Source organism: Pseudomonas sp. Z3-6, from assembly GCF_051131985.1.
Lineage (GTDB): Bacteria > Pseudomonadota > Gammaproteobacteria > Pseudomonadales > Pseudomonadaceae > Aquipseudomonas > Aquipseudomonas zanjanensis.
The window spans coordinates 3,406,868-3,431,873 of record NZ_CP071644.1; the positions used below are offsets into that span (position 1 = coordinate 3,406,868).

Genomic DNA, 25,006 nt, shown 5'->3' on the forward strand with positions numbered 1-25,006 from the left:
AAAAAGGTGCATCTCTGGCCACAGGTTGCAGGCGGTCTTATAGCGATGCCCTGACCACTAGCGGGCAATCCACCGGTTGAGGGCCCGATACCTCAAGGGTCTCGATCAGGTGCCGGGCCGCCTGGCGACCGATTTCGTAGTAAGGCAGTTGCACCGTGGTCAATGGCGGCATGAACAGTTCGGCGATGCCGATCATGTTGTCATAGCCGAGCACCGCGACATCGCCGGGAATTTTCAAACCGCGGCCCAACAGCCATTGATAGGCACAAAAGGCGATGCGGTCGTTGCCGCAGACCAGGATGTCGAATTGCGGACGGCCGTCGACGATATGCCGGTCGAGAATGGCGGCGGTTTCACCGTAGGCATCGTGATCGGAAAGGTCGTATTGCAGGAGCGCATCCGGCGCCAGCCCGAAGGCCTGGCAGGCGCGTTGCAGGCCTTGCTGACGCAGGCGCCAGGCCACACTTTTCCTGGGCAGATTGATGCACAGCGGGCGCCGATAGCCTTGGCTCAACGCATGGTGCACGGCGCGATACTGCCCGGCTTCATCATCCGGCACATAGCTGACCAACTGGTGGTCATCGGCCAGGCAATTGGCGAGCACCAGCGGTTTGCGCTTGAGTCGCTCGGGAATGCTCACCTGGCGCAAGCCCATGGCACTGAAGATCAATCCATCGGGACGGTGCGACAGCATCAGGTCGATGTTCTGGTCGGTGGGCGGGTTGCTCAGCAGGTTGAGGATGAACACATTCCAGCCCGCCTGCTGCGCGGTCTGCTCGATGGACAGCAGCAACTCGACGGCGAACGGCGTGGTCGCGGTGTCCAGTGCGAACACCCCGATGGTGCGTGCTTGCAGGTTGTCGCCGCGCATCCGGCGCGCCGACAGGCTCGGTACGAATTGCAGTTCATCGATGGCGCGACGGACCCGCTCGAGGGTTTCGGGGCTCAGTTTTTCCGGCGTGTTGAGCGCTCGCGAAACCGTCATCAGGGATACGCCGGCCAGCTGTGCAACGTCTTTCACGGAAGTCATGCGAAGTGCGGCCAGTCAGGTTGACGCCGAATCATGCCACAGCGCCCGCGCTTCTCGCGACTCGGATGACGTGACTCATAGCCAACCCGAGCCCAGCGGCCAGGCGTTGGCAATGGCGACGCGCCCGCCAGTGCCGTTGGCCAACAGTTTCACCCCGAGGCTGTCGGGCCGGGGATAGAGGCGACTGCTGAGGCTGAAACGGCCATTGTCCTCGAACACCTCGATGGACGAGCGATCGAGAAACACCCGTAGGTGCAGTTGCGTTTGCGCCTGATCGATCGACACGCTGCGCTGACCGCTCACTTGCGCACCCGAGCGGCTGCGATCGAGCACCAAGCGTTGCAGGGTCGCGTCGTAGTAAAGCAGCGTCTGTTCCCGCTCATCGGCACTGCAGCGCAAGGCGATGCCCAGTTGGCCTTCGCTGCAACCGAGCAGATCCAGGTGCACATGGATTTCCAACCGGTCGCCTGTCACCTGCGGCACCCAGCGGCTGCCGGACTCAGCCCATGGCGCGACGCTCGGCAACGGCGCCTGGCGCAGCGCCGTCAGCTCTCGGGCCGGAAACACGCCAAGGCGATCGCCCTGCAATTCCAGCTCGCGGGGCAAACCGAGCATGCCGCACCAGTGATGGGCCTGGCTCGGCATCGGGCTTTCCCACATGTCCAGCCAGGCCCACACCAGGCGCCGACCATCGGCGGCCACCAGCGTTTGCGCGGCGTAGAAGTCGTGACCGTTATCCAGCTCGATGAACGGCCCGCCGCTGAAGTGCCAGTCGCTGTCGAGCTGGCCAATGCGATAACCGGTCTGGTACTTGTTGAGCCGTTCATAACCTTCGGGCTTCATGCCTTGCGGGGAATACAGCAGCACATCCCGTCCGTCCAGGCGAAACAGATCCGGGCATTCCCACATATAGCCATCGCCCTCATTGCCGCTGGACACGTAGTCGAGAAATTCCCAGGTGTGCAGATCGGCGGAGCGGTACAGCGGCAGCAGCGGCGTGTCGTCCAGGCGTGCGCCGGCAATCAGGTACCAGTAGCCGTCTTCCTGCCAGACCTTGGGGTCGCGAAAGTGCATGATTGCCGCTTGCGGTGCGTGCTCGATGACGGCGCCATGCTTGACGAACCGGACGCCGTCGACACTGGTGGCCAGGCACTGGACCTGGCGGATGAAGCGTTCGTCACCGACGTCTCCCAACCAGGTGTGCCCGGTATAGATCAGCGCCAAGGTGTCGCCACACACCACCGCGCTACCGGAAAAACAGCCGTCGCGGTCGAAGTCGTCGCCGGGTGCCAGGGCAATGGGCAGGTGCTGCCAATGGATCAGGTCGGCACTCTTGGCATGACCCCAGTACATCGGGCCCCATTTGGCGTCGAAGGGGTGGTGTTGGTAGAACACGTGGTACTCGCCACGAAAGAACACCACCCCGTTAGGGTCGTTCATCCAACCCGTTGGCGGGGCCAGGTGATAGTCGGGTCGATAGTCATGGATCAGGTGAGGCAGGTTATCGATCAGGGCCTGCTGGGCCCTTTCGAGAGAGGCTGGCATTAGGTTGTTCATGTTCTTCAAGGACAAGGTCATAGGGCGCCCGCAGATGCCGGGCGTGGAGCCACGCCAGCAGGCAGGCTGTCGATGGCGCGGCGCTTCAACGCCGTGCCGTGGGCGTCGAACACATGCAGGTTGTCGTTATCCAGTTGCAGCTCGACCCAGTCACCCACCCACCATCCGGCGTTGACCTCGCAACGACAGACCATGGGTTCGTCCTGGCCAGTGTCGAGGTGCACATAGGTTTCACTGCCCAGGTATTCGACCGCGCTCACCACGAGGCCGGTCGTTCCCTGTGCCGCCTTGAGGGAGAGATGTTCCGGGCGAATCCCCAGGCTCAGTTGCGTATTCGCCGCCAGGCCCGAGCTGTCGACGGGCAGGGACGTCATGCCCAGCACCAGGCTTTCCACCTGGCTGGTTTCGCCCGGCGTATGCAGGAACGCGGCAATGAAATTCATCCGGGGTGAACCGAGGAATCCGGCGACAAAACGGCTGGCCGGACGCTCATAGAGTTCCCGTGGCGAGCCGACCTGCTCGATGCACCCGCCATTGAGCACGACAATCTTGTCGGCCAGGGTCATCGCTTCGACCTGGTCGTGGGTCACGTAGATCATCGTCGAACCGAGTCGCCCATGCAGGCGAGCGATTTCGTTGCGCATCTGCACGCGCAGGGAGGCGTCGAGGTTGGAGAGTGGCTCATCGAACAACAGAATGTCCGGTTCCCGCGCCATGGCCCGGCCCATGGCCACGCGCTGGCGCTGGCCGCCCGACAGTTCCCGTGGCTTGCGTTGCAGCAGCTTGTCCAACTGCAGGATTTGCGCGGTTTTCAGCACCCGCTCGCGCAGGCTGGTCTTTTCGGTCTTGGCCAACTTGAGGCCAAAGCTGATGTTGTCGTAGACGCTCATGTGCGGGTACAGCGCATAGGACTGGAACACCATGCCGACGCCACGCTCGCGCGGCTCCAGGTCGTTGACCCGGCGACCGTCGATCAGCAGGTCGCCGCCACAGATCGAATCCAGCCCGGCGATCAGGCGCAGCAGGGTCGACTTTCCGCAGCCCGAAGGGCCGACGAAGACCACGAACTCACCGGCCGAGATTTCCAGGCTGACGTCACGAAGAATGCGCGCGCCACCCAATTGTTTGTTCACGTTGTCCAGCTTCAACTTGATCACGATGCGGTTCCTTTCTTATTTGTGTTGGGCCTCAACCCTTTAACGCACCGGCAGTGAGGCCGGAAACGATGCGGCGCTGGAAGATCAGCACCAGAATCACCAAGGGCACCGTGACCAGCACCGACGCCGCCATCAACAGGCCCCAGGGCAACTCATGGGGGCTGCCGCCGGAAATCAGCGCGATGGCCACCGGGACCGTGCGTTGCGAGTCGGTCAGGGTGAAGGTCAGGGCAAACAGGAACTCGTTCCACGCGGCGATGAAGGCCAAGAGGCCAGTGGTGACCAGTGCCGGCCAGAGCAGCGGCAACAGCACGCGGGTCAGGGTGATCCAGGGTGAGGCACCGTCCATGATCGCGGCCTCTTCCAGCTCATGGGGCAGTTGCCCCATGAAGGTGGTCAGCACCCAGACGGTGAAGGGCAGGGTGAAAATCGTGTAGCTCAGGATCAACGCCCAAGAAGTGTTGTACAGGCCCAGGAAACGGATCACCTCGAACAGTCCCGACAGCACCGCGACTTGGGGAAACATCGAAACCCCGAGGACCATCATCAACACCGGACCGCGCCCACGGAACTTCACCCGACCCAAGGCATAAGCGGCGGTCAGGCTGAGGAACAGCGCCAGGGTGACCACGCACAGCGCCACCACCAGCGAATTGCCGATGGCCCGCAGGAACGAGGCCTGGTTGAGCACGGCGGCATAGTTGGAAAAGTCGGGATTGTCGATCCAGTAGCTCACCTGGAACAGGGCACTGGACGGCTTCAGCGACGTCACGATGGCGTAGTAGAACGGGAAGACCGCATACACCAGCAAGATTCCGATCAGGCACCAGAATCCGAGGCGCAACAGGGCTTTTTTCAGCAGGCGCGGGCTCATGAGCGCACCTCCAGCTGACGGCGTCCGAGGTACAGATAAGCCATTGCGATCACCGCGACGACCAGGAACAGCAAGGTCGAGGCGGCGCTGCCGTAACCGACGTCCTGGAATTCCACCAGGTGCTGGCGGGCATACACCGACATGCTCATGGTGCTCGACGAGTTCGAGGTCAACACATAGATAACGTCGAAGACCCGCAGGGAATCGAGGATGCGGAAGATCGCTGCCACCAACAACGCCGGCATCAGCAGCGGCAGGGTGACCCGCCAGAACACCCTGACCGGGTGAATGCCATCGACCCGGGCGGCTTCGTAGCAATCGCTGGGCAGCATTTGCAAGGCCGCCAACATCAGCAGGGTAACGAACGGCACGGTCTTCCAGACGTCGACGATGATCACCGCCCACATCGACAGGTCCGCGTCGGCGGTCCAGGCCAGGGGCGCGTCGATCAGGCCGAGGCCGAGCATCAGGTGATTGATGATGCCGAACTGGTCGTTGAGCATCCATGACCAGATTTTTGCCGAGACGATGGTCGGGATCGCCCAAGGGACCAGGATCAACGCCCGCACCAGGGCGCGTCCGTTGAACTGGACGTTGAGCAGCAGCGCCACGAGCAGCCCCAGGACCATTTCCAATCCCACCGAGACCACGGTGAAATGCAAGGTGTTGCGCACCGCATTCCACCACTGTGGATCGACCAGGATGCCTGACCAGGCGGAACCGCTATAAAACAGGTAGTTGCTCAAGCCGACAAAGGTCGCGTCGCCGGTGTCGGCCAGGCTGGCGTCGGTCAGGCTGAACCAGAATGTGCGCAACAGCGGCCAGGCCGCCACCAGGGCCAGGCACAGCAGCATCGGGGTCAGGAACAGCCAGGCAGCGCGAACGCGACGGCGTTGTACCGGCGTTTCCAGGGTGAGCAGGTACTCGTCGTCAGGGGCGAGTGTGGTGGAGGCAGACATGGTGATTTCCTTCCTTGTGGCTTACCAGTTCCGGCGTTTGATTCGCGTGAGTTCGCTTTCCAGCTCGGCCAGGGCCTGATCCACCGGCCGCTCGCCGGCCAGCACGCCATGCACTTGATCGAAGAACGCGTTGGAGACCCGTGGATAGCGGTCGGCGGTGATCGAGGCGGGGCGCATGACCCCATCGTTGAGAATGCTGTGCAGTTGGCTGTAGTAAGGCATGGCCGCGAGCAACTCGGGATCCTGGTAGAGCGATTCGATCACCGGGTTATAGGCGCCTACCAGGGCGCGGTGTTTCTGCTGTTGGGCGCTGCTCAGGTAGCTCACCAGTTCGGCGGCGAGCTTGGGGTTGGCGCTGTAGCGCGACACCGCCAGGCCCCAGCCGCCGAGGGTGGAGGCGTGGGTGCCCGTCGCGCCGCCGCGGGGCAGGGGCGCGACGCCGACCTTGTCCTTCACGGCGCTGTCCTGGCTCTGCACCAGGGCCCAGACATACGGCCAGTTACGCATGAACAGTGCATTGCCCGACTGGAACACACCGCGTCCTTCTTCCTCGGTGTAATTGAGCACGCCACGGGGGGCGATGTCGCCGACCCAACTTTTGGCCAAGGTCAACGCCGCCCTTGAGGCCTGGCTGTTAACCACGATGTCGCCTTGGGCATTGACCAGGCCGCCTTGCGGTTGGCTGCTGATCCATTCCAGCGCATTACAGGTCAGGCCTTCATAGGCGCGCCCCTGGAACACATAACCCCAGGCGTTGGCGTTCCCGGCATCGCGCTCGGCTTGCTGGACAACCCTGGCGGTGGTGGTCATTTCTTCCCAGGTCTGGGGCACGGGCTTGTTGTATTTCTCGAGCAAGTCCTTGCGGTAATACAGCAGCCCCGAGTCGGTGAACCACGGCATGGTGACCAGGCGCCCGTTCACCGTGGCGTTGTCCACCTGGGCCTGGAAATAACCTTGGGTCGCATTGGCAGGCAGCACTTCGCGCAGGTCCAGCAAGTGTTTGGCCAGCATGCCCGGCCACACCATGTCGATCTGGATGATGTCGATATCGCTGGATTGCGCGCTGAGGATCTGTTGGTAGAACGACAGCCGCTCGGTCGCCGAGTTAGGCGTGGACACTACCTCGACGCTGTTGCCGGTCTGCTTCGACCAGGCCTCGACAGCCTCCTTGCACAGTTGCAATTCCGCGCCCACGGCCCCGCAGGAAATCGTCAGGTTGGCGGCCATCGACAGGGTTGGAAACCCGACGCAAAGGCCGAGCAACGCCGCTGGAAGGAGCGATTTGAGCTGTTTCATAAAGCCCTCTTTATTTTTGTTTTTAGAAAAGTTAACGTTAACATCGCCAAATGTAGCAGTGTATTTGCGCTGAGGCATCCTTTTTTTCCATCGGTTAGACAATTCATGACCTGGGCGAAAAAGGCCGTTCGCGGCAACAGAACAATAAAAACAAAACAGGGAAAATCCACATGCAGAAAGCATCAAGCTGGCTACTCGCAAGCGTGCTCGGCGTCTCGGCGACCACTTCTCAGGCCGCGACGCTGGAAGAGCGCATGGCCGCGTTCGAGGCCCGTGCCAGCGCAGCGGAAAAACGTGCCGCCGCCGCCGAACAGCAAACCCAGGCACTCGCCAGGGAATTGCAGCAGATCAAACTCGCCACGCCACCGGTTGTCGCCGCCGTTGCGACGCCAACGGTCGATGCCCGCCTGGCAAAACTCGAGGCCAGTCAGCAAGGCACGGAAAAGCCGGGCAGTGGCGCACACCTCACCGACGGCTTCAGCTTCAAGGGCTACGCCCGTTCCGGCTTGCTGATCAACGATGGGTTGGGCGGCGGTCGTGGCGGTCCTTACACCACCCCGGCCGGTTCTGTCGGCGGCGCCGTCGGGCGACTCGGTAACGAGGACGACACCTACATGCGCATCGACCTGTCGAAAGAGCTGTACGCGCAGAACGGCACCCGCTCCAAATTCACGGTGTCCATCGCCGATGGCGTGGAGAGTTCCAACGACTGGACCGCCGAGGAAAGCAACCTGAACGTGCGCCAGGTGTTCACCGAACTCGATCACCTGGCGGCATTCAAGGGCAATTCGATGTTCGAAAACGCCACCCTGTGGGCCGGCAAGCGCTTCGACAGGGACAACTTCGACATTCACTGGCTGGACTCGGACGTGGTCTATCTGGCCGGCACTGGCGGCGGCATCTATGACATACAGATGACCAAGGACTGGCGCTCGAACTACTCGTTGATCGGTCGTAACTACGGGGATTTCAGCGAGGGCGGCGTCAATGCCGATGTGGAAAGCTACATCCTGACCTCCAATCAGTTTTTCGACGGCGGGCAGTGGCAGTGGATGTTCAACGCCATCGGCTCGAAGAAAAACGACGTCGGCACCCGCGTCAACGAAGCAGGGCTGACGCCGGCCGATTCCGGCTTGCACAGCATGGTTGCCAATCACCAGAAAAACTTCTTCGGTCGCGAAGGCTTCTTCAAGACGGCGCTGCTCTATGGCCAGGGGTTGGGGGCGGAGGTCAAGAATGTCGGCGCCGACGGCGAACTGATCGACGACGCCCGTGCGTTGCGTCTGGCGCTGTACGGCGAGACGCCGCTGGCGCCCAACTGGCGCATCGGCCCAAGCCTTCTGGCCGAGCAAAGCAAGGACCGCTACGTCAAGGGCGACGACTACCGCTGGATGACCCTGAACGTGCGGTTGGCCAACGAAATCAACAGCAATTTCGAGATGGCCTACGAGATGAGTTGGCAAACCATGCAGCTCGACCCCAAGGGCTACCTGCAACGTAATGCGGTCGACGGCAACTTCTGGAAATTCACGGTCGCTCCGACTTTCAAGCCCGACCTGGGCGATCTGCTCACCCGCCCTGAGCTGCGCCTGTTCGCCAGCGTCATGAACTGGTCGTCGGACCTGGACAGGTACAGCACCACGGACGCCTTCGGCAAGACCGACTTCAACGCCGGCGGCACCTGGCAGTACGGCATCCAGATGGAAACCTGGTTCTGAGGCCCGCCCAGTGAAACCTGCAAGCTGAATGCAAGGCTCATGAGCACCCCACATCCCTGTGGGAGCGAGGCTGCTCGCGAAAGCGGTGGATCAGATTGCAATGATGTTGGATGTGCCGACGCCTTCGCGAGCAAGCCCGCTCCCACAGGTTTTGCGGTACACATGAATTTTGTGCCTGCTGAAGATCCATTGTGGGGCTTGCTCGCGAAAGCAGAGGGTCAGCTTGCAGTGATGTTGGATGTGCCGACGCCTTCGCGAGCAAGCCCGCTCCCACAGGTTTTTGCGGTACACATGAACTTTGAGCCTGGTGAAGATCCATTGTGGGAGCGAGCCTGCTCGCGAAAGCGGAGGGTCAGCTTGCAGTGATGTTGGATGTGCCGACGCCTTCGCGAGCAAGCTCGCTCCCACAGGTTTTGCGGTACATATGAACTTTGAACCTGCTGAAGATCCATTGTGGGAGCGAGCCTGCTCGCGAAAGCGGAGGGTCAGCTTGCAGTGATGTTGGATGTGTCAGACGCCTTCGCGAGCAAGCTCGCTCCCACAGGTTTTGCGGTACATATGAACTTTGAGCCTGGTGAAGATCCATTGTGGGAGCGGGCTTGCTCGCGAAAGCGGAGTGTCAGCTTGCAATGATGTTGGATGTGCCGACGCCTTCGCGAGCAAGCCCGCTCCCACAGGTTTTGCGGTACACATGAATTTTGAACCTGCTGAAGATCCATTGTGGGAGCGGGCTTGCTCGCGAAAGCGGAGTGTCAGCTTGCATTGATGTTGGATGTGCTGACGCCTTCGCGAGCAGGCTCGCTCCCACAGGTTTTGCGGTACACATGAATTTTGAACCTGCTGAAGATCCATTGTGGGGCCTGCTCGCGAAAGCGGGGTGTCAGCTTGCATTGATGTTGGATGTGCTGACGCCTTCGCGAGCAGGCTCGCTCCCACAGGTTTTTGCGGTACACATGAACTTTGAGCCTGGTGAAGATCCATTGTGGGAGCGGGCTTGCTCGCGAAAGCGGAGTGTCAGCTTGCATTGATGTTGGATGTGCTGACGCCTTCGCGAGCAGGCTCGCTCCCACAGGTTTTGCGGTACACATGAACTTTGAGCCTGGTGAAGATCCATTGTGGGAGCGGGCTTGCTCGCGAAAGCGGAGTGTCAGCTTGCATTGATGTTGGATGTGCTGACGCTTTCGCGAGCAGGCTCGCTCCCACAGGTTTTGCGGTACACATGAATTTTGAGCCTGGTGAAGATCCATTGTGGGAGCGGGCTTGCTCGCGAAAGCGGAGTGTCAGCTTGCATTGATGTTGGATGTGCTGACGCCTTCGCGAGCAAGCCCGCTCCCACAGGTATGCGGTTCACTTAAGAACAGCGACGGACCTGTGGCGAGGGAGCAAGCTCCCTCGCCACGGGTTTGCGAGGGCCATCAGTGCCCATGCCAACCCAACTGACTTGAAATCTGTTGGGTGGCCTGCATCAGTTGCTTGACGTAGTCCTGCTTCAACTCTTCCCGGAAGCGAAAGCACGGGAATGAAACGCTCATCCCGCCGATCACATGGCCGAAACGGTCGCGGATTGGCGCGGCCAGGCAACGCATGTTGTCTTCGAACTCTTCATGGTCCTCGGCATAGCCTTGCTGGCGAACGGTCCCCAATTCCAGCAGATACGCCTCGACGCTGGTCAGGGTGTTGGCGGTGCGGCGCTCGAAGCTTTCCAGCGCCAGGTGGGCGAGCAGTTCGTCTTCTTCGAGCCAGGCCATCAGCACCTTGCCGATGCCGGTGCAGTACAGCGGCGCCCGCCGGCCGATCCGCGAGTACATGCGCAGGTTGTACTTGGAGTCGATCTTGTGCACGTAGACGATGCTGCCTTCGTCGAGAATCCCCAGGTGCACGGTCTCGCCCGTCAGCTCGTTAATCCTGCGCATCCCGGGCTCCGCTTCCCGGACGATGTCCAGGTGGGGCAGGGCCTGGGCGCCCAATTCGAACAGCCGGACGCTGAGGCGATAACGGTCCTCGGCGTCCTGCACCACATACCCACGGGCCTTGAGCGACTGGAGGAAGCGATAGACCGTGGCCTTGGACATGTCCAGCTTGGTGGCGATTTCCGACACGCCGCTTTCTTCCGGATGCTCGGCCAGTGCCTCAAGCACGGCCATGGTCCGGCCCACCGCCGACACCAGATCGTTGTTTGGAATGACGCTGTTGTCCATGAAGGCTCCAACGTGAAAGTAAAACCCAAGGATATACGCTAGCAGAACAAAACGCTGTTTCATTTTTCCTTGACGAGGGCGGAAATCTGACTAGACTCGGGCCTTGAGACAAAAATGAAACGCCGTTTTAAAAATAAAGAAAAGGCGCGTAATAATGGATTTGACGCATAACCATGACTCCGAGACCCGCTTCACTCGCCCGCTGAAGGTGGTGCTGGTGGGGGAATGCATGATCGAGATGCGCGGTGAGCCGGGCGCCGCGATCACGCAGACGTTCGGTGGCGATACGCTCAACACCGCGGTCTACCTGGCCCGATTGAATCCTCGTGGCGCTGTGGCCGTGGACTACATGACGGCCGTGGGCAACGATGCGTTCAGCATCGCCATGGGCCGCTCCTGGCTGGCCGAAGGGATCGGTGACGCCCATGTCCGCGTGATCGAAGACGCGCTGCCCGGGCTGTATTTCATCCAGACCGATCCACACGGCGAGCGGCGTTTCCACTACTGGCGCGGGGAAGCAGCGGCGCGACGCATGTTCGAAGGTCCCGAGGCCGACACCATGCTCGAGGCACTGGCCGACTACGACTACGCCTACCTGAGCGGCATCAGCCTGGCGATCCTCACGCCAGCAGGGCGCCAACGCTTGATCGACGCCGTGCACCTGGCCCGCCGGGCCGGCACGCGCATCGTCTTCGACAACAACTACCGTCCCCATCTTTGGCCCGATCCTGAAACCGCCCGGCAGGTCTACCGCGACCTGTTGCACCTGACCGACCTGGCCCTGGTCACCTGGGAAGATGACGTGGCCCTGTTCGGCTATCGCGACCCGGAGGCCTTGTTCAGCGCCTATGCAGAGGTGGGCGTGCGCGAAGTCGCCCTCAAGCGTGGCGCCGCCAGTTGCTTGATCCAGTGCCCGACGGGGCGTTTCGACGTGCCCGCGCAAACCGTTTCCCATGTCGTCGACACCACCGCTGCCGGTGATTCGTTCAGCGCCGCCTACCTGGCCTGCCGCCTGCGCGGCGGCGATCCGGAGCAGGCCGCCCGCTGGGGTCATCGCCTGGCGGCCCAGGTCGTCCAATACCGGGGTGCGCTGATTCCCCACGCAGCGATGCCGAACATGGGCGCGTCCTCACTTCCTTCTGTTGCACAGGTCTGATTTATGAAAATCGTTGAAGCGCGCGTCATCGTCACCTGTCCGGGCCGCAACCTGGTCACTTTGAAGATCGTCACCGATGAAGGCATTTACGGCATCGGCGATGCCACCTTGAATGGCCGCGAACTGGCGGTGGTCGCTTACCTGGAAGAGCACGTCCTGCCCGCGTTGATCGGCCGCGATGCCCACCGCATCGAGGACATCTGGCAGTACCTGTATCGCGGCGCTTACTGGCGTCGGGGGCCGGTGACCATGACCGCTATCGCCGCCGTCGACGTGGCGCTGTGGGACATCAAGGCCAAGGCCGCGAATATGCCCTTGTACCAACTGCTCGGCGGCAAGAGCCGCGAGCGGGTGATGGTCTATGGGCACGCCACCGGCAAGGACATCGAAGGGTGCCTGGACGAAGTCGCCCGTCACGTCGAGCTGGGCTATAAAGCCGTGCGTGTGCAATGCGGCGTGCCCGGCATTGCCACCACCTATGGCGTCGCCAAGCGCAGCGGCGAGCGTTATGAGCCCGCCGACAGCGACCTGCCTGCCGAGCACGTGTGGGACACCGCCAAATACCTCAACTACGTGCCCAAGCTGTTCGCCGCCGTGCGCGAACGCTTTGGTGAAGACCTGCACATTCTTCACGACGTGCACCACCGTCTGACCCCCATCGAGGCCGGGCGCCTGGGCAAGGCCGTGGAACCCTACAACCTGTTCTGGCTGGAAGACTGCACGCCAGCGGAGAACCAGCAGAGCTTCCGGCTGATTCGCCAGCACACCACCACGCCGCTGGCGGTGGGCGAGGTGTTCAATTCCATCCATGACTGCCGCGAGTTGATCCAGGAGCAGTTGATCGACTACATCCGCACGACCCTGGTGCATGCCGGCGGCATTACCCATGTGCGGCGTATTGCCGACTTCGCCGCGCTGTTCCAGGTGCGCACGGGCTTTCACGGCGCCACCGACCTGTCGCCGGTGTGCATGGGCGCGGCCCTGCATTTCGATACCTGGGTGCCGAACTTCGGCATCCAGGAACACATGCCTCATGAAGAACGCATCGATGAAGTGTTCCCCCATGCCTATCGCTTTGAGGACGGCCACTTCACTCCGGGCGAAACACCGGGGCATGGCGTCGACATCGATGAAGACCTTGCCCGCCAGTACCCCTACAAACGCGCCAGCCTGCCGGTCAACCGTCTCGAAGACGGCACGCTCTGGCATTGGTAAAGCAGTTCCAACCCTTTGAGGAAACGGGGCGAAAACGTCCCGCCAGGAGTGACCCGATGAAAGCGTTCCAGGTAAGAGCACCCTTCGAGTTCGGGCTGGCCCAGGTCGACCGACCCGAGGTCGCCCAAGGCGAGGTCCAGGTCGATGTGGCGTATGCCGGCATCTGTGGCTCGGACATGCACATCATTCATGGGCAGAACGCATTCGTGCGTTTCCCCCGGGTCACCGGTCATGAGTTCTCCGGGGTGATCCGGCAAGTCGGTGAAGGCGTCGAACACCTGCAGGTGGGCGACCGGGTGTGCATCGATCCGGTGATCAGTTGCGGCACCTGTTATCCCTGCCGCATTGGCCGGCCCAACGTCTGCACGCGGCTGCAAGTGATCGGCGTGCACCGCGACGGTGGCTTCAGCGAACAGGTCTGCGTACCAGCCGAGAACGCCCATCGCCTGCCCGATTCGATGTCCCTCAGCCACGGCGCCTTGGTCGAACCTTATTCCATTGCCTTGAACGTGCTCGATCGCATGCAGCCGCAACCGGGCGACAGCGTGTTGATCTACGGCGCCGGAGTGATCGGCCTGACCCTGGTGCAGATGGCCAAGGCGTTGGGATTGACCGACATCACCGTCACCGATGTCATCGACAGCCGCCTGGAGACGGCGCGAGCACTCGGCGCCAGTCGGACCCTCAACGGCCAGCAAGTCGATGTCGAAGCGCTGATGCGTGAGCACACTCAAGGCGAAGGCGTGCCGTTGATTGTCGATGCCGCCTGCATACCGGCACTGATGCCGCAGATGGTGCGCCTGGCCTCGCCGGCCGGGCGTATCGGATTGCTGGGCTTCAATGCTACGCCCAGTGATCTGGTGCAGTTGGAAATGATCAAGAAGGAACTGACCCTGGTGGGCTCACGGCTGAACAATCGCAAATTCCCGCGGGTGATCGAACTGATCGCCAGTGGCAAGTTGCAGGTCCAGGACTTGATCAGCCATCGCGTCACCTTCGACGAAATGCCCGGCGCCATCGACCTGATCGAACAGCACCCCGAGCAAACCCGAAAAGTGCTGGTGGAGCTGACGAACGCCCATCACTGAGCCGTCGCTACCACCGGTTTCACCGTGCCTGTCATGGGCACCCTCACCGAATAAACACAACAAGCGGGAGGTTCCACCATGTTTGGTCAAGGACGTAGCTTAATCATCATCATGCTGTTCCTGGCCGGGGTCATCAATTACCTCGACCGGTCGGCATTGTCTGTGGCGGCGCCTTTCATCCAGAAGGACTACGGTCTGAGCACGGGTGAGATGGGCATGATCTTCAGCAGCTTCTTCGTCGGCTATGCCGCCTTCAACTTCATCGGTGGCTGGGCCGCCGACCGTTACGGCGCCAAGACCACGTTGCTGTTGGCCATGGTCTTGTGGTCATTGTTCAGCGGCCTTACGGTGCTGACGGTGGGCTTCGCTTCACTGGTGCTTATCCGGATTTTGTTCGGCATGGGCGAAGGACCGTTGAGCGTCACCACCAGCAAGATGGTGAACAACTGGTACACCCCCAAGCGCAGGGCGCGAGCCATCGGCGCATCGATGTCCGGTACGCCGCTGGGTGGCGCGATTTCCGGTCCGGTGGTGGGTTTTATCGCCGTCACCTACGGCTGGAAGGTGTCGTTCATTATCATCATGCTCGTCGGCCTGATCTGGGCGGCCGTGTGGTACAAGTTCGTCAAGGAGCGGCCAGAAGGCGAGGGCGCCGACGCTATTCTCCAGGCGGAGGGCCAAAGCGAGCTGGCGGCACAACCGGTGTTCCCGCTGCGGTTCTACCTCAAGCAGCCCACGGTGCTGTTCACCTCCCTGGCGTTCTTTTCCTATAACTACACCTTGTTCTTTTTCCTGACCTGGTTCCCCAGCTACCTGACCATGGCCCACGGCCTGAACGTCAAGGATATGAGCATCGCCACGGTCATTCCCTGGGTGCTGGGTTTCCTCGGCCTGGCCCTGGGCGGCTTCATCTCCGACTTCGTGTTCAAGAAAACCGGAAAAATGATGTTCTCCCGCAAAGTGGTGCTGGTGACCTGCCTGCTGGCTTGCGCCGTTTGCATCGCCTGTGCCGGGATGGTCAGTACCTTGTATCCGGCGGTGATTCTGGTCGCCTTGGCCGTGTTCTTCCTGTACCTCACCGGTGCCATCTACTGGGCGATCATCCAGGACACCGTCCCCGCTGCGCGAGTGGGTGGCGTCAGTGGTTTCATGCACTTCCTGGCGAACACCTCCGGCATTGTCGGCCCTACCCTGACGGGCTTCCTGGTGCAGTTCACCGGTTCGTTCACCAGTGCCTTCCTGCTGGCGGGGCTGTTGACCGTGATCGGTGCGGTGTGTGTGGCGCGCTACGTTAAACCGCTGTCGGTGGCGGATACCGGCCACGCGGCGGCGCAAAGCCCGCAACCCGCCTCGGCCCTGGGCCGTTCCTGAACAGAAGGAGTGAGTCGATGCCTGTTGTGAACCGTGTACCTAGCACCGGCACTGCAACGCAGATCGGTATCGTGCACTTGGGCCTGGGGGCGTTTCATCGCGCGCACCAGGCGGTCTACCTGCAACGCCATCTCAATCGCCATGGTGAAAGCGATTGGGGTGTGTGCAGCGCCAACCTGCGCTCCAATCGCAGTTTGGTCGAGCAGTTACGCACACAGGACGGCCGCTATCATGTGGCCGAGTACCGCGACCGCGAGCAGGTGACGCTGCGCGAGATCGGGGTGTTGCGCCAGGCCTTGTTCGTGGGCGAGGGCGGCGAGGAACTGGAGCAGTTGCTGCAGCGCATGGCCGCGCCGCAAACCCGCATTGTCACGCTGACCGTCACCGAAAAAGGCTACTGCCTGAGCCCGTCATCCGGGCAATTGCGCCGCGAAGACCCGACGATTGCCCATGACGTCGCCCATCCACACACGCCGCGCTCGGCCCCCGGCATTGTCCTGGAAGCCCTGCGTCGCCGTCGCGCCGCAGGCGTCCCGGCCTTCACGGTGCTGTGCTGTGACAACATGCCCGACAACGGCCAGCGCACCCGCCAGGCGGTGAGCGCATTGGCGGCGTTGCAGGATGAGGCGCTGGCGCAGTGGATCGAGCAACAAGTGGCCTTTCCCAGTTGCATGGTCGACCGCATCGTGCCGGCCATGGACGACGAATCCTTCCGCCGGCTGGAACAGCAACTCGACTGTCACGACCGTGCGGCAGTCGTTTGCGAGCGCTTCAGCCAGTGGGTGATCGAGGACCACTTTCCCCTCGGCCGCCCGGACTGGGAAGTGGAAGGCGTGCAGATGGTGGACGACGTGGGCCCTTTTGAGACGATGAAGCTGCGCATGCTCAATGGCAGCCATTCGTTGCTGGCCTACGTGGGGCTGCTGGCCGGTCACGAGTCGGTCTTCGAGGCCGTCAACGACGGGAGGCTGGCGCGCCTGATCGAGCGCTACATGGCCGAGGAAGCCACGCCGACCCTGGACATGCCGGCCGGGATCGATCTTTCGGTCTATGCCAACGACCTTCTGGCGCGCTTTGCCAACGACAGCCTGCAACATCGCTTGCGCCAGATCGCCATGGACGGCTCGCAGAAACTGCCGCAACGCTGGCTACTTGGCGCACAGCAATTGCTCGACCAAGGGCGCGGCATCGACTGCACCGCCCTGGGCATCGCGGCCTGGATCCACTACTGCACGCAGCCGTTGCCCGGTCGTCCGGCCCACGTGGTTGACGACCCGCTGAGCGCGACCTTTGCCGACCTTGCGGGACGCCTCGAGGGCGCCTCGCGGGTGAATGCCGTCCTCGATCTGCAGGAAGTCTTCCCGCCGCCGCTCTCGGCTCGCCCAGCATTTCGCGACGCCGTGCACCGCGCCTACGACGCTCTGACGCGCGATGGCGTGGATAGCCTGTTGCACACCCTTGCCGCATCCAACTGATAAAAAGGAGAGAAACATGGAACAGACATGGCGTTGGTTTGGCCCCAAGGACCCGATCTCCCTGGCGGACATTCGCCAGACCGGTGCGACCGGCATCGTCACCGCGCTGCACGAAATCCCCAATGGCCAAGTGTGGCCGGTGGACGCCATCGCGGCGCGCAAGCAGATGATCGAAACGGCCGGCTTGAGCTGGTCGGTGGTGGAAAGCATTCCGGTGCACGAAGACATCAAGCGCGGCTGCGGACGGCGCGACGAATACATCGCCAACTACCAGCAAAGCGTGCGCAACCTGGCGAGCTGCGGCATCGATATCGTCTGCTATAACTTCATGCCGGTGCTGGACTGGACCCGTACCGACTTGTCCTTTGAGCTGGCGGATGGCGGCTGGGCCTTGCGTTTCGATCAAACCGCGTTTGCCGCCTTCGACCTGTTCATCCTCCAACGCCCGGGGGCGCAGGCCGAATACAGCGCCGAGGACACCCAGCAGGCCCAGGACTATTTCGAACAACTGACGCCAGCCCGGCGCGAAACCCTGGTCAACACCCTGATCGCGGGCTTGCCCGGCGCCGAGGAACACTACAGCCTGGACAACTTCCGGGACTTGCTGCGCACCTACGCCGACATCGACGAGGCCACGTTGCGCGAACACCTGGGGTATTTCCTGCGCGCGGTGATCCCGGTTGCCGAGGAGGTGGGCGTGCGCATGGCGATCCACCCGGACGACCCGCCCCGGGCATTGCTCGGCTTGCCGCGCATCCTCTCCACCGCCGAAGACGCCCAATGGCTGCTGGACGCCGCGCCCAGCCCGGCCAATGGCCTGACGTTCTGCACCGGCTCCTATGGCGTGCGTGAAGACAACGACCTGGTGGCGATGGCCAAGCACTTTGCGCCGCGCATTTACTTCACCCACCTGCGTTCAACCCGCCGGGAAAGCGACCCACGCAGCTTCCATGAAGCCCATCACCTGGACGGCGACGTCGACATGGTCGGAGTCATCAGCGCCTTGGTGGCCGAAGAGCGCCGACGCGAACGCGAAGGCGGTCCGCGCTTGCCGTTGCGCCCGGACCATGGGCATCAACTGCTCGACGACCAGCACCGCAAAAGCAACCCCGGCTACTCACTGATCGGCCGCCTCAAGGGCCTGGCGGAAATCCGCGGGGTTGAATTGGCCGTGCGCCGACAACTGGACCGAGTAGCACAGTAATCCTGTGGCGAGGGAGCTTGCTCCCGCTGGGCTGCGCAGCAGCCCTAAAACCCGGCACCTCGGTGCATCAGGTCGATCGCATTCAGGCGGTTTGGGGTCGCTACGCAACCCAGCGGGAGCAAGCTCCCTCGCCACGGGAGGTAAACTCCTGAGAAATGCTCGGGCTAACGCCGTTCCCCTGTGGGAGCGGGCTTGCTCGCGAAGACGGTTTAACATTCAGCAGTTAAGTTGACTGACACTCCGCTTTCGCGAGCAAGCTCGCTCCCACAATGGCTCAGCCTTCGAGCCCGCGCCGCTCGATCACGCCGAACACATCCGCGACATCCTGCACCAGGATCCGCGCGACATTGGTGAGGGTGTTGAGGTCGCTGGCCGCTGAATCACGCAGGCTGCTGCAGGCCACCAAGGTCAGGTAATCGAGCGTGGCGTGCAGGCGCTCGCTGGCACAGGCATGGAGTTCGGGGAGTGGGGCTTGGGTGTCGATCAGCAGGACGGGATGGGTGGTGGCGGTTTGGGTCAGGGGGGTGAAGCGTTGATCCAAAGTATTCTGGCGCATAGTTATTCATTCCTCATATCAAGAAAGATAGCTACTGCAATTCGCTGCGAAACGAACGGGTGGTAGCTGCATGTGGGTTCGCAGACCGAGGATACGAGGAACTCGGCAGACCCGAAGATCTCCCACACACAGCCACCATAAGTGACGTTGAACGCCAAACGCGCCCATTGTTACTTTTATGATGCCTGGTTGCCAGCGTATCTATCGGGCTGCGAAACCCAGCCACCGGCCAAAGCCAGCGACGCCCCAACTATAGAAGCCGATCCCGGCACCCACAACCGACCTGTAGGACGCCCCCGCACCCTGTGGCGAGGGAGCTTGCTCCCGCTCGACTGCGCAGCAGTCGCAAAACCGGTGCCTGCGGTGTACCTGGCGAAAAGAGGCACCTGGTTCGGGGCCGCTTCGCGCCCCAGCGGGAGCAAGCTCCCTCGCCACGGGAAGTAAATTCCTACGAGATTTTCGGACCGCCTCTTGCCGCTACCCCTGAAGTGCGCGGATCTCTGTGGGAGCAAAGCTTGCTCGCGATGCAGGCGCCTCGTTTCCCCGGAAGACCGCGTTATCCTCATCGCGGGCAAGCCTTGCTCCCACAGATCAAAGCGGACACAGGGCTCGCTCAGTCAATGATCGGGTGGGCAAGTGATGGGCTGATGGACCTGATTCAACAACCAATCAACAAAAACCTGCGTCTCAGCCACCGCACTCCCGGAAACGCCGTAGTAATAACGAGCCAGCGGCATGCGCAACGCCGGCAGTGGGCAGGCCAAGCGCCCGTTGGACAAATCCCGACCCAACAGCGAAGCCGGACACAACGCCACGCCCAGGCCATCGACGGCCGCCTGCAGCACGAGGTGCATGTGATCGAATTGCAGGGTCGGCGGGTTGCTCAATGGATCGATCCCGGCGTGTTCCAGCCAATCTTGCCAATCGCTGCCGCGCGTCCTGCCCGTCAACAAGGTGTGCCGGACCAGGTCGTGGATGCCTTCCAATGGCACGCTTTGTAGCAACGACGGGGCGGCGACCAGTAGCAGGTCGTCTTCCAGCAACACGGTGGGCTGTACATCGGCCGACCAGCCAGCGTGCCCACGACGAATGACCACGTCGAACCTTTCCCGTGAGGGCTCCGGGGGCCGGGTGCTGGTGACGACGTCGGGCTTGATGTTCGGATGGCGCGCCATGAAGTCCGGCAGTCGAGGGATGAGCCAGCGCACTGCGAAGGAGGGGCGCACGTTGATGGTCACTTTGCGCTGGGCCGCATTGCGCGTCAGTGCGGTGGCGGCGTTGGCGATTTGCGTCAGGGCTTCGCTGACCTGCTCGTAGAAAACCCGACCCGCCGGGGTGAGCAAGGATTGCCGGGTTCGACGTTCGAACAGCAAAACGCCCAGGCGCTCTTCGAGCAACTTGACGTGACGGCTGACGGCGCTGTGGCTGACGTGCAGCTCTTCGGCGGCGCGACTGAAGCTCTGGTGGCGAGCGGCAGCGGCGAAGGCGCGGACGGCGTTCAACGGGGGGAGGTTGGCGATCATGTGTCTAATTTAGTCACATATGCGGCGCAATTAAAGCGTTTGTCAGTCCCCACGCGCCACGCCACCCTGAAGGCCACAGCAATTTGCCTTCAATGTGGAGTGATGCATGGCCGGTTACGGACTTTTTCTGATCCTGGCGACCCTGACGGTGCTCAGCCCGGGCCCAGGCGTGGTGCTGACGCTATCCAATGCTCTACGCCATGGCTGGCGCGGCGCGCTGCCGGGTATCTTCGGGATCGCGACGGGCGCGTTTATCGTGGCTGCTATTTGCGCCAGCAGCTTGGGGTTGATCCTGGCGGCCTCGGCGACGGCTTTCACGCTGCTCAAATACATCGGGGCGGCATACTTGCTGTTCCTGGGCATCAAGATGTGGCGTACACAGCGCTTTATTCCTGAACTCAAAACTACTTCGCAGCGCCCGTGGCGGCGATTTGGCGAGGCACTGTCGATCCAGTTGCTCAACCCCAAGGCCGGGTTCTTCTTTCTGGCCGTGTTCCCTCAGTTCATCAAGCCGGAGGGCGATTACTACCGCCAGTTTTTCTTGTTGGTGTCGTCCTATAGCGTGCTTGTAGTTCTGGTGCATTCCAGCTATGCGCTGATGGCCAATGGCGCCAGGGGCTGGCTCTCGTCGAGCCAGGGCGCCAGGGTTGTCGGCAAGCTGTCGGGCATCACGTTCCTGGGCTTTGGTGTGTTGATGGCGTCCGCCAGCAAATGACGGAGCCCATCACCGCCGCCCAGTGCGCGTACTCACATCCACCCACACCGCCAGCACCAGAATGCTGCCTTTGACGATCATCTGCCAATAACTGTCGACGTCGAGCATGGACATGCCATTGTCCAGGCTGGTGATCACCAGCGCACCGAGAAGAGCGCCGTAGACCGTGCCGGAACCGCCGCGCATGGAGGTGCCGCCGATGAAACACGCAGCGATGGCGTCGAGTTCGCCCATGTTGCCGGCCGAGGGTGAACCGGCGGCCAGGCGGGCGGTGTTAACCACGCCGGCGAGGGCGCACATCACGCCCATGATGCCGAAGATCCACAGCTTCACCGCTTGCACGTTGATGCCGGACAGGCGCGTGGCTTCCATGTTGCTGCCCACCGAGTAGACGCGGCGGCCGAACACGGTCTGGCTGGTGACGTAGCTGAACACCCCCAGCAGGATCAGCAGGAGCAGTACCGGCACCGGAATGCCGTCGTAACTGTTGAGGGTGTAGACGAAGCCGGCCAGCACCGCGCCGATCAATGCCACGCGCAACCCATCACGCACCAGGGAGTGGGCTGCCAGGCCATGGAGGGCGCGGTTGCGCCGCTGTTTCCAGGTGAGGAACAGGGTCAGGGCGAACAGCAGGATGCCGAGCCCGGTCCCGACCGTATGCGGCAAATAACCCTGGCCGACATAGACCAGCTCCGGTGACACCGGGGCAATGGTGGTGCCGCCCGTCACGCCCAGCAGGATGCCGCGAAACGCGAGCATGCCACCCAGCCCGACAATGAACGACGGGATGCGCAGGTAGGCGGTCATGTAGCCGTTGCCCAAGCCGATCACCAAGCCGCACAGAGCCACCAGGCTCAGGTTCGCCAGCAGCGGGATGTGATAGACCACATCGAGGATCGCCGCCAGCCCACCCAATAGCCCAAGCAACGAGCCCACCGACAAATCGATCTCGCCGCTGATGATCACCAGCACCATGCCGCAGGCCAGGATCCCGGTGATGGACATCTGCCGCAGCAGGTTGGACAGGTTGCGCGGGGTCAGGAACCCACCGTCGGTCTGCCAGCTGAAGAACAGCCAGATCAGCGCCACGGCGATCACCAGCGCGAGCATTTTGTAGCGGGAAAACAGCTGTTTGACCTGATTCATCTACGCGGACTTCCGATCATTATTGTTATGGCCATCGGGGTGGCTGAGCGCGGCGGCGAGCACCTGTTCCTGGGTGAGTTCGTGGTTGATGAAGTCGCCGCGCAACTGGCCTTCGCCGATCACCAGGACGCGGTCGGAAACCCCCAGGACTTCGGCGAGCTCCGAGGACACCATGATGATCGACACGCCTTCGGCTGCCAGCGCGCCCATCAATTTGTAGATCTCGTATTTGGCGCCGACGTCTACGCCGCGGGTGGGCTCATCGAGAATCAGCACCCGGGGTTTGGTCAGCAGCATCTTGGCCAGCACGGCTTTTTGCTGGTTACCGCCGGAGAGGCTGGTGATCGGCAGGAACGGGCTCGCGGTCTTGAGGTGCATGCGCGCGATTTCCTTGTCGATGCTGCCCAGTTCGGCTTCGGCGTCGATGCGGGTCAGTTTTGCGTAGTTGTCCAGCACCGCCAGGGTGATGTTCTGGCCCACCCCCAGGTCAGGAATGATGCCTTGGCGCTTGCGGTCTTCAGGGACCATGCACAGGCCGGCGCGGATCGACTTGAGCGGCGTGCGCGTATCGATGGGTTGGCCGCCCAGCCAGACTTCGCCTTCGTAGCGACCGGGGTAGGCGCCGAACAGCGCGGAAACCAGTTCCGTGCGACCGGCGCCGACCAGCCCGGCGATGCCGAGAATCTCCCCGCGTTTGAGAACGAATGAAATGTCGTCGACCCGCTTGCGCTTGGGGTTATCGACGTCGTAGCAGGTGACGTGGCGCGCCTCGAAAATCACCTCGCCGATGTCATGGGGTTCGGTGGGGTAGAGGTTGCTCATTTCCCGTCCGACCATCTGGGTGATGATCTTGGGAATGTCCATGTCCGCCATGGCGGTGGTGGCGATGTGTTTGCCGTCGCGTATCACCGAGATGGTGTCGCACACGGCGGCCACTTCATCGAGCTTGTGGGAGATGTATACGCAGGCCACGCCCTTGGCCTTGAGGTCGCGGATGATGTCCAGCAGCACCTCGATTTCCGAGCGAGTCAGGGCTGAAGAGGGCTCGTCGAGGATCAGCAGTCGCGCCTGCTTGTTCAGCGCCTTGGCGATTTCCACCAACTGCTGGTAGCCACCGCCGTACTGGGAAACCGGCAGCGAGACGTTCATGTCCGGCACCTTGAGTTCGCGCATCAGGGCCTCGGCGCGGTGGATCATCGCCGGGTAGTTCATGCGCCCGCCGGGCAGCGTCAGCTCGTGGCCCATGAAGATGTTTTCGGCCACCGACAGGTCGGGGACCAGGGTCAGTTCCTGATGAATGATGACGATCCCGGCGGCTTCGGTCTCGCTGATGGACTGCGCCTTGAGCGGCTGGCCGTCCCAAATGATCTCGCCTTCCCAAGTGCCGTAGGGATAGACCGCCGACAGCACTTTCATCAGGGTGGATTTGCCCGCGCCGTTTTCACCGCACAGGCCAACGCATTCCCCGGACCGGACCTTGATGTCGATGCCGTTCAGGGCTTTGACACCGCCAAAGGTTTTGACGATGCCGTTCATTTGCAGCAGGTAGTCGGACATGGCAAGGGCTCATGAAAAAGGGCTTACACATCGGCGGGGAGGAAACAGCCTCACCCTAATGCCAAGGTCAGGCTAAGTCCCTGTGGGAGCGGGCTTGCTCGCGAAGGCGGTATGTCAGGCACCATCAATGTTGACTGGTGCACCGCTTTCGCGAGCAAGCCCGCTCCCACAGGTCTCCCAGGGTTGCACTCAGATCACTGCCCGGCGATCTGCGCCTTGGTGTAGAACCCGTCCTTTTCCAGCAGGTCGATGTTGTCCTTGGTCAACGGCGTCGGGGTGAGCAGGATGGTGTCGACTTTCTTGCTGCCATTGTCGTACTGCGAGCTGAAGGTCGGTTTCTCGTTGCGGGCCAGTTGCACCGAGAGCTTGGCGGCTTCGGAGGCGATCAGCTTCAGCGGCTTGTAGACGGTCATGGTCTGGGTGCCATCGATCACGCGCTTGACCGCCGCGAGATCGGCGTCCTGGCCCGAGATCGGCACCTTGCCGGCCATTTTCTGCGCGGCCAGGGCCTGGATGGCGCCGCCGGCGGTGGCGTCGTTGGAAGCAACGATGCCATCGATCTTGTTGTTGTTCCGGGTCAGGGCGTTTTCCACGATGCTCAAGGCTTCGGTGGGGTTCCATTCCTTCACCCACTGCTGGCCGACAATCTTGATGTCACCCTTGTCGATGGCCGGTTGCAGCACTTTCATCTGGCCTTCGCGCAGGACCTTGGCGTTGTTGTCCGTGGGCGCGCCACCGAGCAGGAAGTAGTTGCCCTTGGGCGCGGCTTTCAGCACGCCGCTGGCCTGCATCTCGCCGACCTTTTCGTTATCGAAGGAAATGTAGGCGTCGATATCGGCGTTGAGGATCAGTCGGTCGTAGGAGACGACCTTGATCCCGGCCTTCTTGGCTTCGGCGACGGCGTTGGTCAGCACGGTGGCGTTGAACGGCACGATGACGATCACATCGACGCCACGGGAGATCAGGTTTTCAATCTGCGAGATCTGCTTCTGCTCGTTGGCATCGGCGGACTGGACGAAGACCTTGGCGTCGAGTTTTTCCGCCGCCGCGACGAAGTAGTCGCGATCCCGCGACCAGCGTTCCAGGCGCAGGTCATCGATGGAGAAACCGATTTTCGGATGGGTCGCATCGGCCATGACCGGAAGCGAGAGCAGGGCGAGGGCGCCGGCGAGCAGGGTACGTTTGAATCTTTTCATGTGGTGCGTCCTTTT

General features: G+C 62.0%; 20 protein-coding genes. 8 read left to right on the forward strand and 12 right to left on the reverse strand.

The genetic code is table 11. The features are described from left to right. Window positions 1-37 precede the first annotated feature (37 nt). The 6 genes from J3P88_RS15365 to J3P88_RS15390 form a co-directional block, all read right to left on the reverse strand. The gene (locus J3P88_RS15365) at window positions 38-1,030 is read right to left on the reverse strand and encodes a LacI family DNA-binding transcriptional regulator (protein WP_186705885.1); all 993 of its coding nucleotides are present in this window, start codon (window positions 1,028-1,030) and stop codon (window positions 38-40) included. A gap of 75 nt (window positions 1,031-1,105) precedes the next feature. Next, window positions 1,106-2,608, reverse strand: a complete 1,503-nt coding sequence (locus tag J3P88_RS15370) for a glycoside hydrolase family 32 protein (RefSeq protein WP_434576287.1) — start codon at window positions 2,606-2,608, stop codon at window positions 1,106-1,108. Next, complete coding sequence (locus J3P88_RS15375) at window positions 2,605-3,744, reverse strand: ABC transporter ATP-binding protein (RefSeq protein WP_434576288.1); 1,140 nt, start codon at window positions 3,742-3,744, stop codon at window positions 2,605-2,607. The genes J3P88_RS15370 and J3P88_RS15375 overlap by 4 nt, the downstream gene beginning before the upstream one ends. A gap of 31 nt (window positions 3,745-3,775) precedes the next feature. Further along, complete coding sequence (locus tag J3P88_RS15380; RefSeq protein ID WP_186705888.1) at window positions 3,776-4,618, reverse strand: carbohydrate ABC transporter permease; 843 nt, start codon at window positions 4,616-4,618, stop codon at window positions 3,776-3,778. Continuing rightward, entirely contained in the window at window positions 4,615-5,577 is a 963-nt protein-coding gene (locus tag J3P88_RS15385; protein WP_434576291.1) for a carbohydrate ABC transporter permease, read from the reverse strand. Before J3P88_RS15385 ends, J3P88_RS15380 begins: the two co-directional genes overlap by 4 nt. A gap of 21 nt (window positions 5,578-5,598) precedes the next feature. Continuing rightward, window positions 5,599-6,873, reverse strand: coding sequence for an ABC transporter substrate-binding protein (locus J3P88_RS15390; protein WP_434576293.1), 1,275 nt, complete (start codon window positions 6,871-6,873; stop codon window positions 5,599-5,601). 170 nt (window positions 6,874-7,043) lie between these two features. Between J3P88_RS15390 and J3P88_RS15395 the strand changes: the two genes are divergently transcribed. Beyond that, the gene (locus tag J3P88_RS15395) at window positions 7,044-8,591 is read left to right on the forward strand and encodes a carbohydrate porin (protein WP_186705891.1); all 1,548 of its coding nucleotides are present in this window, start codon (window positions 7,044-7,046) and stop codon (window positions 8,589-8,591) included. Between the two features lie 1,415 nt (window positions 8,592-10,006). On the opposite strand, the gene kdgR is transcribed toward J3P88_RS15395, so the two are convergent. Further along, entirely contained in the window at window positions 10,007-10,789 is a 783-nt protein-coding gene (kdgR, locus tag J3P88_RS15400) for a DNA-binding transcriptional regulator KdgR (RefSeq protein WP_434576295.1), read from the reverse strand. 154 nt (window positions 10,790-10,943) lie between these two features. Between kdgR and J3P88_RS15405 the strand changes: the two genes are divergently transcribed. From J3P88_RS15405 to uxuA, 6 genes are all read left to right on the forward strand, one after another. Next, window positions 10,944-11,945 (forward strand): sugar kinase, encoded by a 1,002-nt coding sequence (locus tag J3P88_RS15405; RefSeq protein ID WP_434576297.1) that lies wholly within the window; start codon window positions 10,944-10,946, stop codon window positions 11,943-11,945. Window positions 11,946-11,948: 3 nt separating this feature from the next. Continuing rightward, window positions 11,949-13,160, forward strand: a complete 1,212-nt coding sequence (gene manD, locus J3P88_RS15410; protein ID WP_434576299.1) for a D-mannonate dehydratase ManD — start codon at window positions 11,949-11,951, stop codon at window positions 13,158-13,160. A gap of 56 nt (window positions 13,161-13,216) precedes the next feature. Further along, window positions 13,217-14,248 carry a Zn-dependent oxidoreductase gene (locus tag J3P88_RS15415; RefSeq protein ID WP_186705895.1) on the forward strand — a complete coding sequence of 344 codons (1,032 nt, stop codon included), beginning with the start codon at window positions 13,217-13,219 and terminating at the stop codon, window positions 14,246-14,248. Window positions 14,249-14,326: 78 nt separating this feature from the next. Next, window positions 14,327-15,619, forward strand: a complete 1,293-nt coding sequence (locus J3P88_RS15420) for an MFS transporter (protein ID WP_186705896.1) — start codon at window positions 14,327-14,329, stop codon at window positions 15,617-15,619. Window positions 15,620-15,636: 17 nt separating this feature from the next. Then, a complete protein-coding gene (locus J3P88_RS15425) occupies window positions 15,637-17,094 on the forward strand; it encodes a mannitol dehydrogenase family protein (RefSeq protein WP_434576301.1) in 1,458 nt (485 codons plus the stop codon). 16 nt (window positions 17,095-17,110) lie between these two features. Then, window positions 17,111-18,298, forward strand: a complete 1,188-nt coding sequence (gene uxuA, locus J3P88_RS15430) for a mannonate dehydratase (RefSeq protein ID WP_434576303.1) — start codon at window positions 17,111-17,113, stop codon at window positions 18,296-18,298. Window positions 18,299-18,572: 274 nt separating this feature from the next. On the opposite strand, the gene J3P88_RS15435 is transcribed toward uxuA, so the two are convergent. After that, the gene (locus tag J3P88_RS15435; protein ID WP_434576304.1) at window positions 18,573-18,854 is read right to left on the reverse strand and encodes a fructose-bisphosphate aldolase; all 282 of its coding nucleotides are present in this window, start codon (window positions 18,852-18,854) and stop codon (window positions 18,573-18,575) included. Between the two features lie 617 nt (window positions 18,855-19,471). Next, window positions 19,472-20,377: a LysR substrate-binding domain-containing protein gene (locus tag J3P88_RS15440; RefSeq protein ID WP_434576306.1), complete on the reverse strand. Its 906-nt coding sequence runs from the start codon at window positions 20,375-20,377 to the stop codon at window positions 19,472-19,474. A 106-nt stretch (window positions 20,378-20,483) separates the two neighbouring features. On the opposite strand from J3P88_RS15440, the gene J3P88_RS15445 reads away from it, so the two are divergent. After that, complete coding sequence (locus J3P88_RS15445; protein ID WP_434576308.1) at window positions 20,484-21,092, forward strand: LysE family translocator; 609 nt, start codon at window positions 20,484-20,486, stop codon at window positions 21,090-21,092. Window positions 21,093-21,101: 9 nt separating this feature from the next. On the opposite strand, the gene J3P88_RS15450 is transcribed toward J3P88_RS15445, so the two are convergent. The 3 genes from J3P88_RS15450 to xylF form a co-directional block, all read right to left on the reverse strand. Then, window positions 21,102-22,238: a sugar ABC transporter permease gene (locus J3P88_RS15450; RefSeq protein WP_186705902.1), complete on the reverse strand. Its 1,137-nt coding sequence runs from the start codon at window positions 22,236-22,238 to the stop codon at window positions 21,102-21,104. Beyond that, complete coding sequence (xylG, locus tag J3P88_RS15455; protein WP_186705903.1) at window positions 22,239-23,795, reverse strand: D-xylose ABC transporter ATP-binding protein; 1,557 nt, start codon at window positions 23,793-23,795, stop codon at window positions 22,239-22,241. A 194-nt stretch (window positions 23,796-23,989) separates the two neighbouring features. Then, the gene (xylF, locus tag J3P88_RS15460) at window positions 23,990-24,991 is read right to left on the reverse strand and encodes a D-xylose ABC transporter substrate-binding protein (RefSeq protein WP_053119915.1); all 1,002 of its coding nucleotides are present in this window, start codon (window positions 24,989-24,991) and stop codon (window positions 23,990-23,992) included. Window positions 24,992-25,006 lie beyond the last annotated feature (15 nt).

Bases quoted from the DNA above. Each gene is read 5' to 3' on its own strand.
- J3P88_RS15365 (WP_186705885.1), bottom strand. From the start codon at position 1,030: ATGACTTCCGTGAAAGACGTTGCACAGCTGGCCGGCGTATCCCTGATG.
- J3P88_RS15370 (WP_434576287.1), bottom strand. From the start codon at position 2,608: ATGACCTTGTCCTTGAAGAACATGAACAACCTAATGCCAGCCTCTCTC.
- J3P88_RS15380 (WP_186705888.1), bottom strand. From the start codon at position 4,618: ATGAGCCCGCGCCTGCTGAAAAAAGCCCTGTTGCGCCTCGGATTCTGG.
- J3P88_RS15385 (WP_434576291.1), bottom strand. From the start codon at position 5,577: ATGTCTGCCTCCACCACACTCGCCCCTGACGACGAGTACCTGCTCACC.
- J3P88_RS15390 (WP_434576293.1), bottom strand. From the start codon at position 6,873: ATGAAACAGCTCAAATCGCTCCTTCCAGCGGCGTTGCTCGGCCTTTGC.
- J3P88_RS15395 (WP_186705891.1), top strand. From the start codon at position 7,044: ATGCAGAAAGCATCAAGCTGGCTACTCGCAAGCGTGCTCGGCGTCTCG.
- kdgR (WP_434576295.1), bottom strand. From the start codon at position 10,789: ATGGACAACAGCGTCATTCCAAACAACGATCTGGTGTCGGCGGTGGGC.
- J3P88_RS15405 (WP_434576297.1), top strand. From the start codon at position 10,944: ATGGATTTGACGCATAACCATGACTCCGAGACCCGCTTCACTCGCCCG.
- manD (WP_434576299.1), top strand. From the start codon at position 11,949: ATGAAAATCGTTGAAGCGCGCGTCATCGTCACCTGTCCGGGCCGCAAC.
- J3P88_RS15415 (WP_186705895.1), top strand. From the start codon at position 13,217: ATGAAAGCGTTCCAGGTAAGAGCACCCTTCGAGTTCGGGCTGGCCCAG.
- J3P88_RS15420 (WP_186705896.1), top strand. From the start codon at position 14,327: ATGTTTGGTCAAGGACGTAGCTTAATCATCATCATGCTGTTCCTGGCC.
- J3P88_RS15425 (WP_434576301.1), top strand. From the start codon at position 15,637: ATGCCTGTTGTGAACCGTGTACCTAGCACCGGCACTGCAACGCAGATC.
- uxuA (WP_434576303.1), top strand. From the start codon at position 17,111: ATGGAACAGACATGGCGTTGGTTTGGCCCCAAGGACCCGATCTCCCTG.
- J3P88_RS15435 (WP_434576304.1), bottom strand. From the start codon at position 18,854: ATGCGCCAGAATACTTTGGATCAACGCTTCACCCCCCTGACCCAAACC.
- J3P88_RS15440 (WP_434576306.1), bottom strand. From the start codon at position 20,377: ATGATCGCCAACCTCCCCCCGTTGAACGCCGTCCGCGCCTTCGCCGCT.
- J3P88_RS15445 (WP_434576308.1), top strand. From the start codon at position 20,484: ATGGCCGGTTACGGACTTTTTCTGATCCTGGCGACCCTGACGGTGCTC.
- J3P88_RS15450 (WP_186705902.1), bottom strand. From the start codon at position 22,238: ATGAATCAGGTCAAACAGCTGTTTTCCCGCTACAAAATGCTCGCGCTG.
- xylG (WP_186705903.1), bottom strand. From the start codon at position 23,795: ATGTCCGACTACCTGCTGCAAATGAACGGCATCGTCAAAACCTTTGGC.
- xylF (WP_053119915.1), bottom strand. From the start codon at position 24,991: ATGAAAAGATTCAAACGTACCCTGCTCGCCGGCGCCCTCGCCCTGCTC.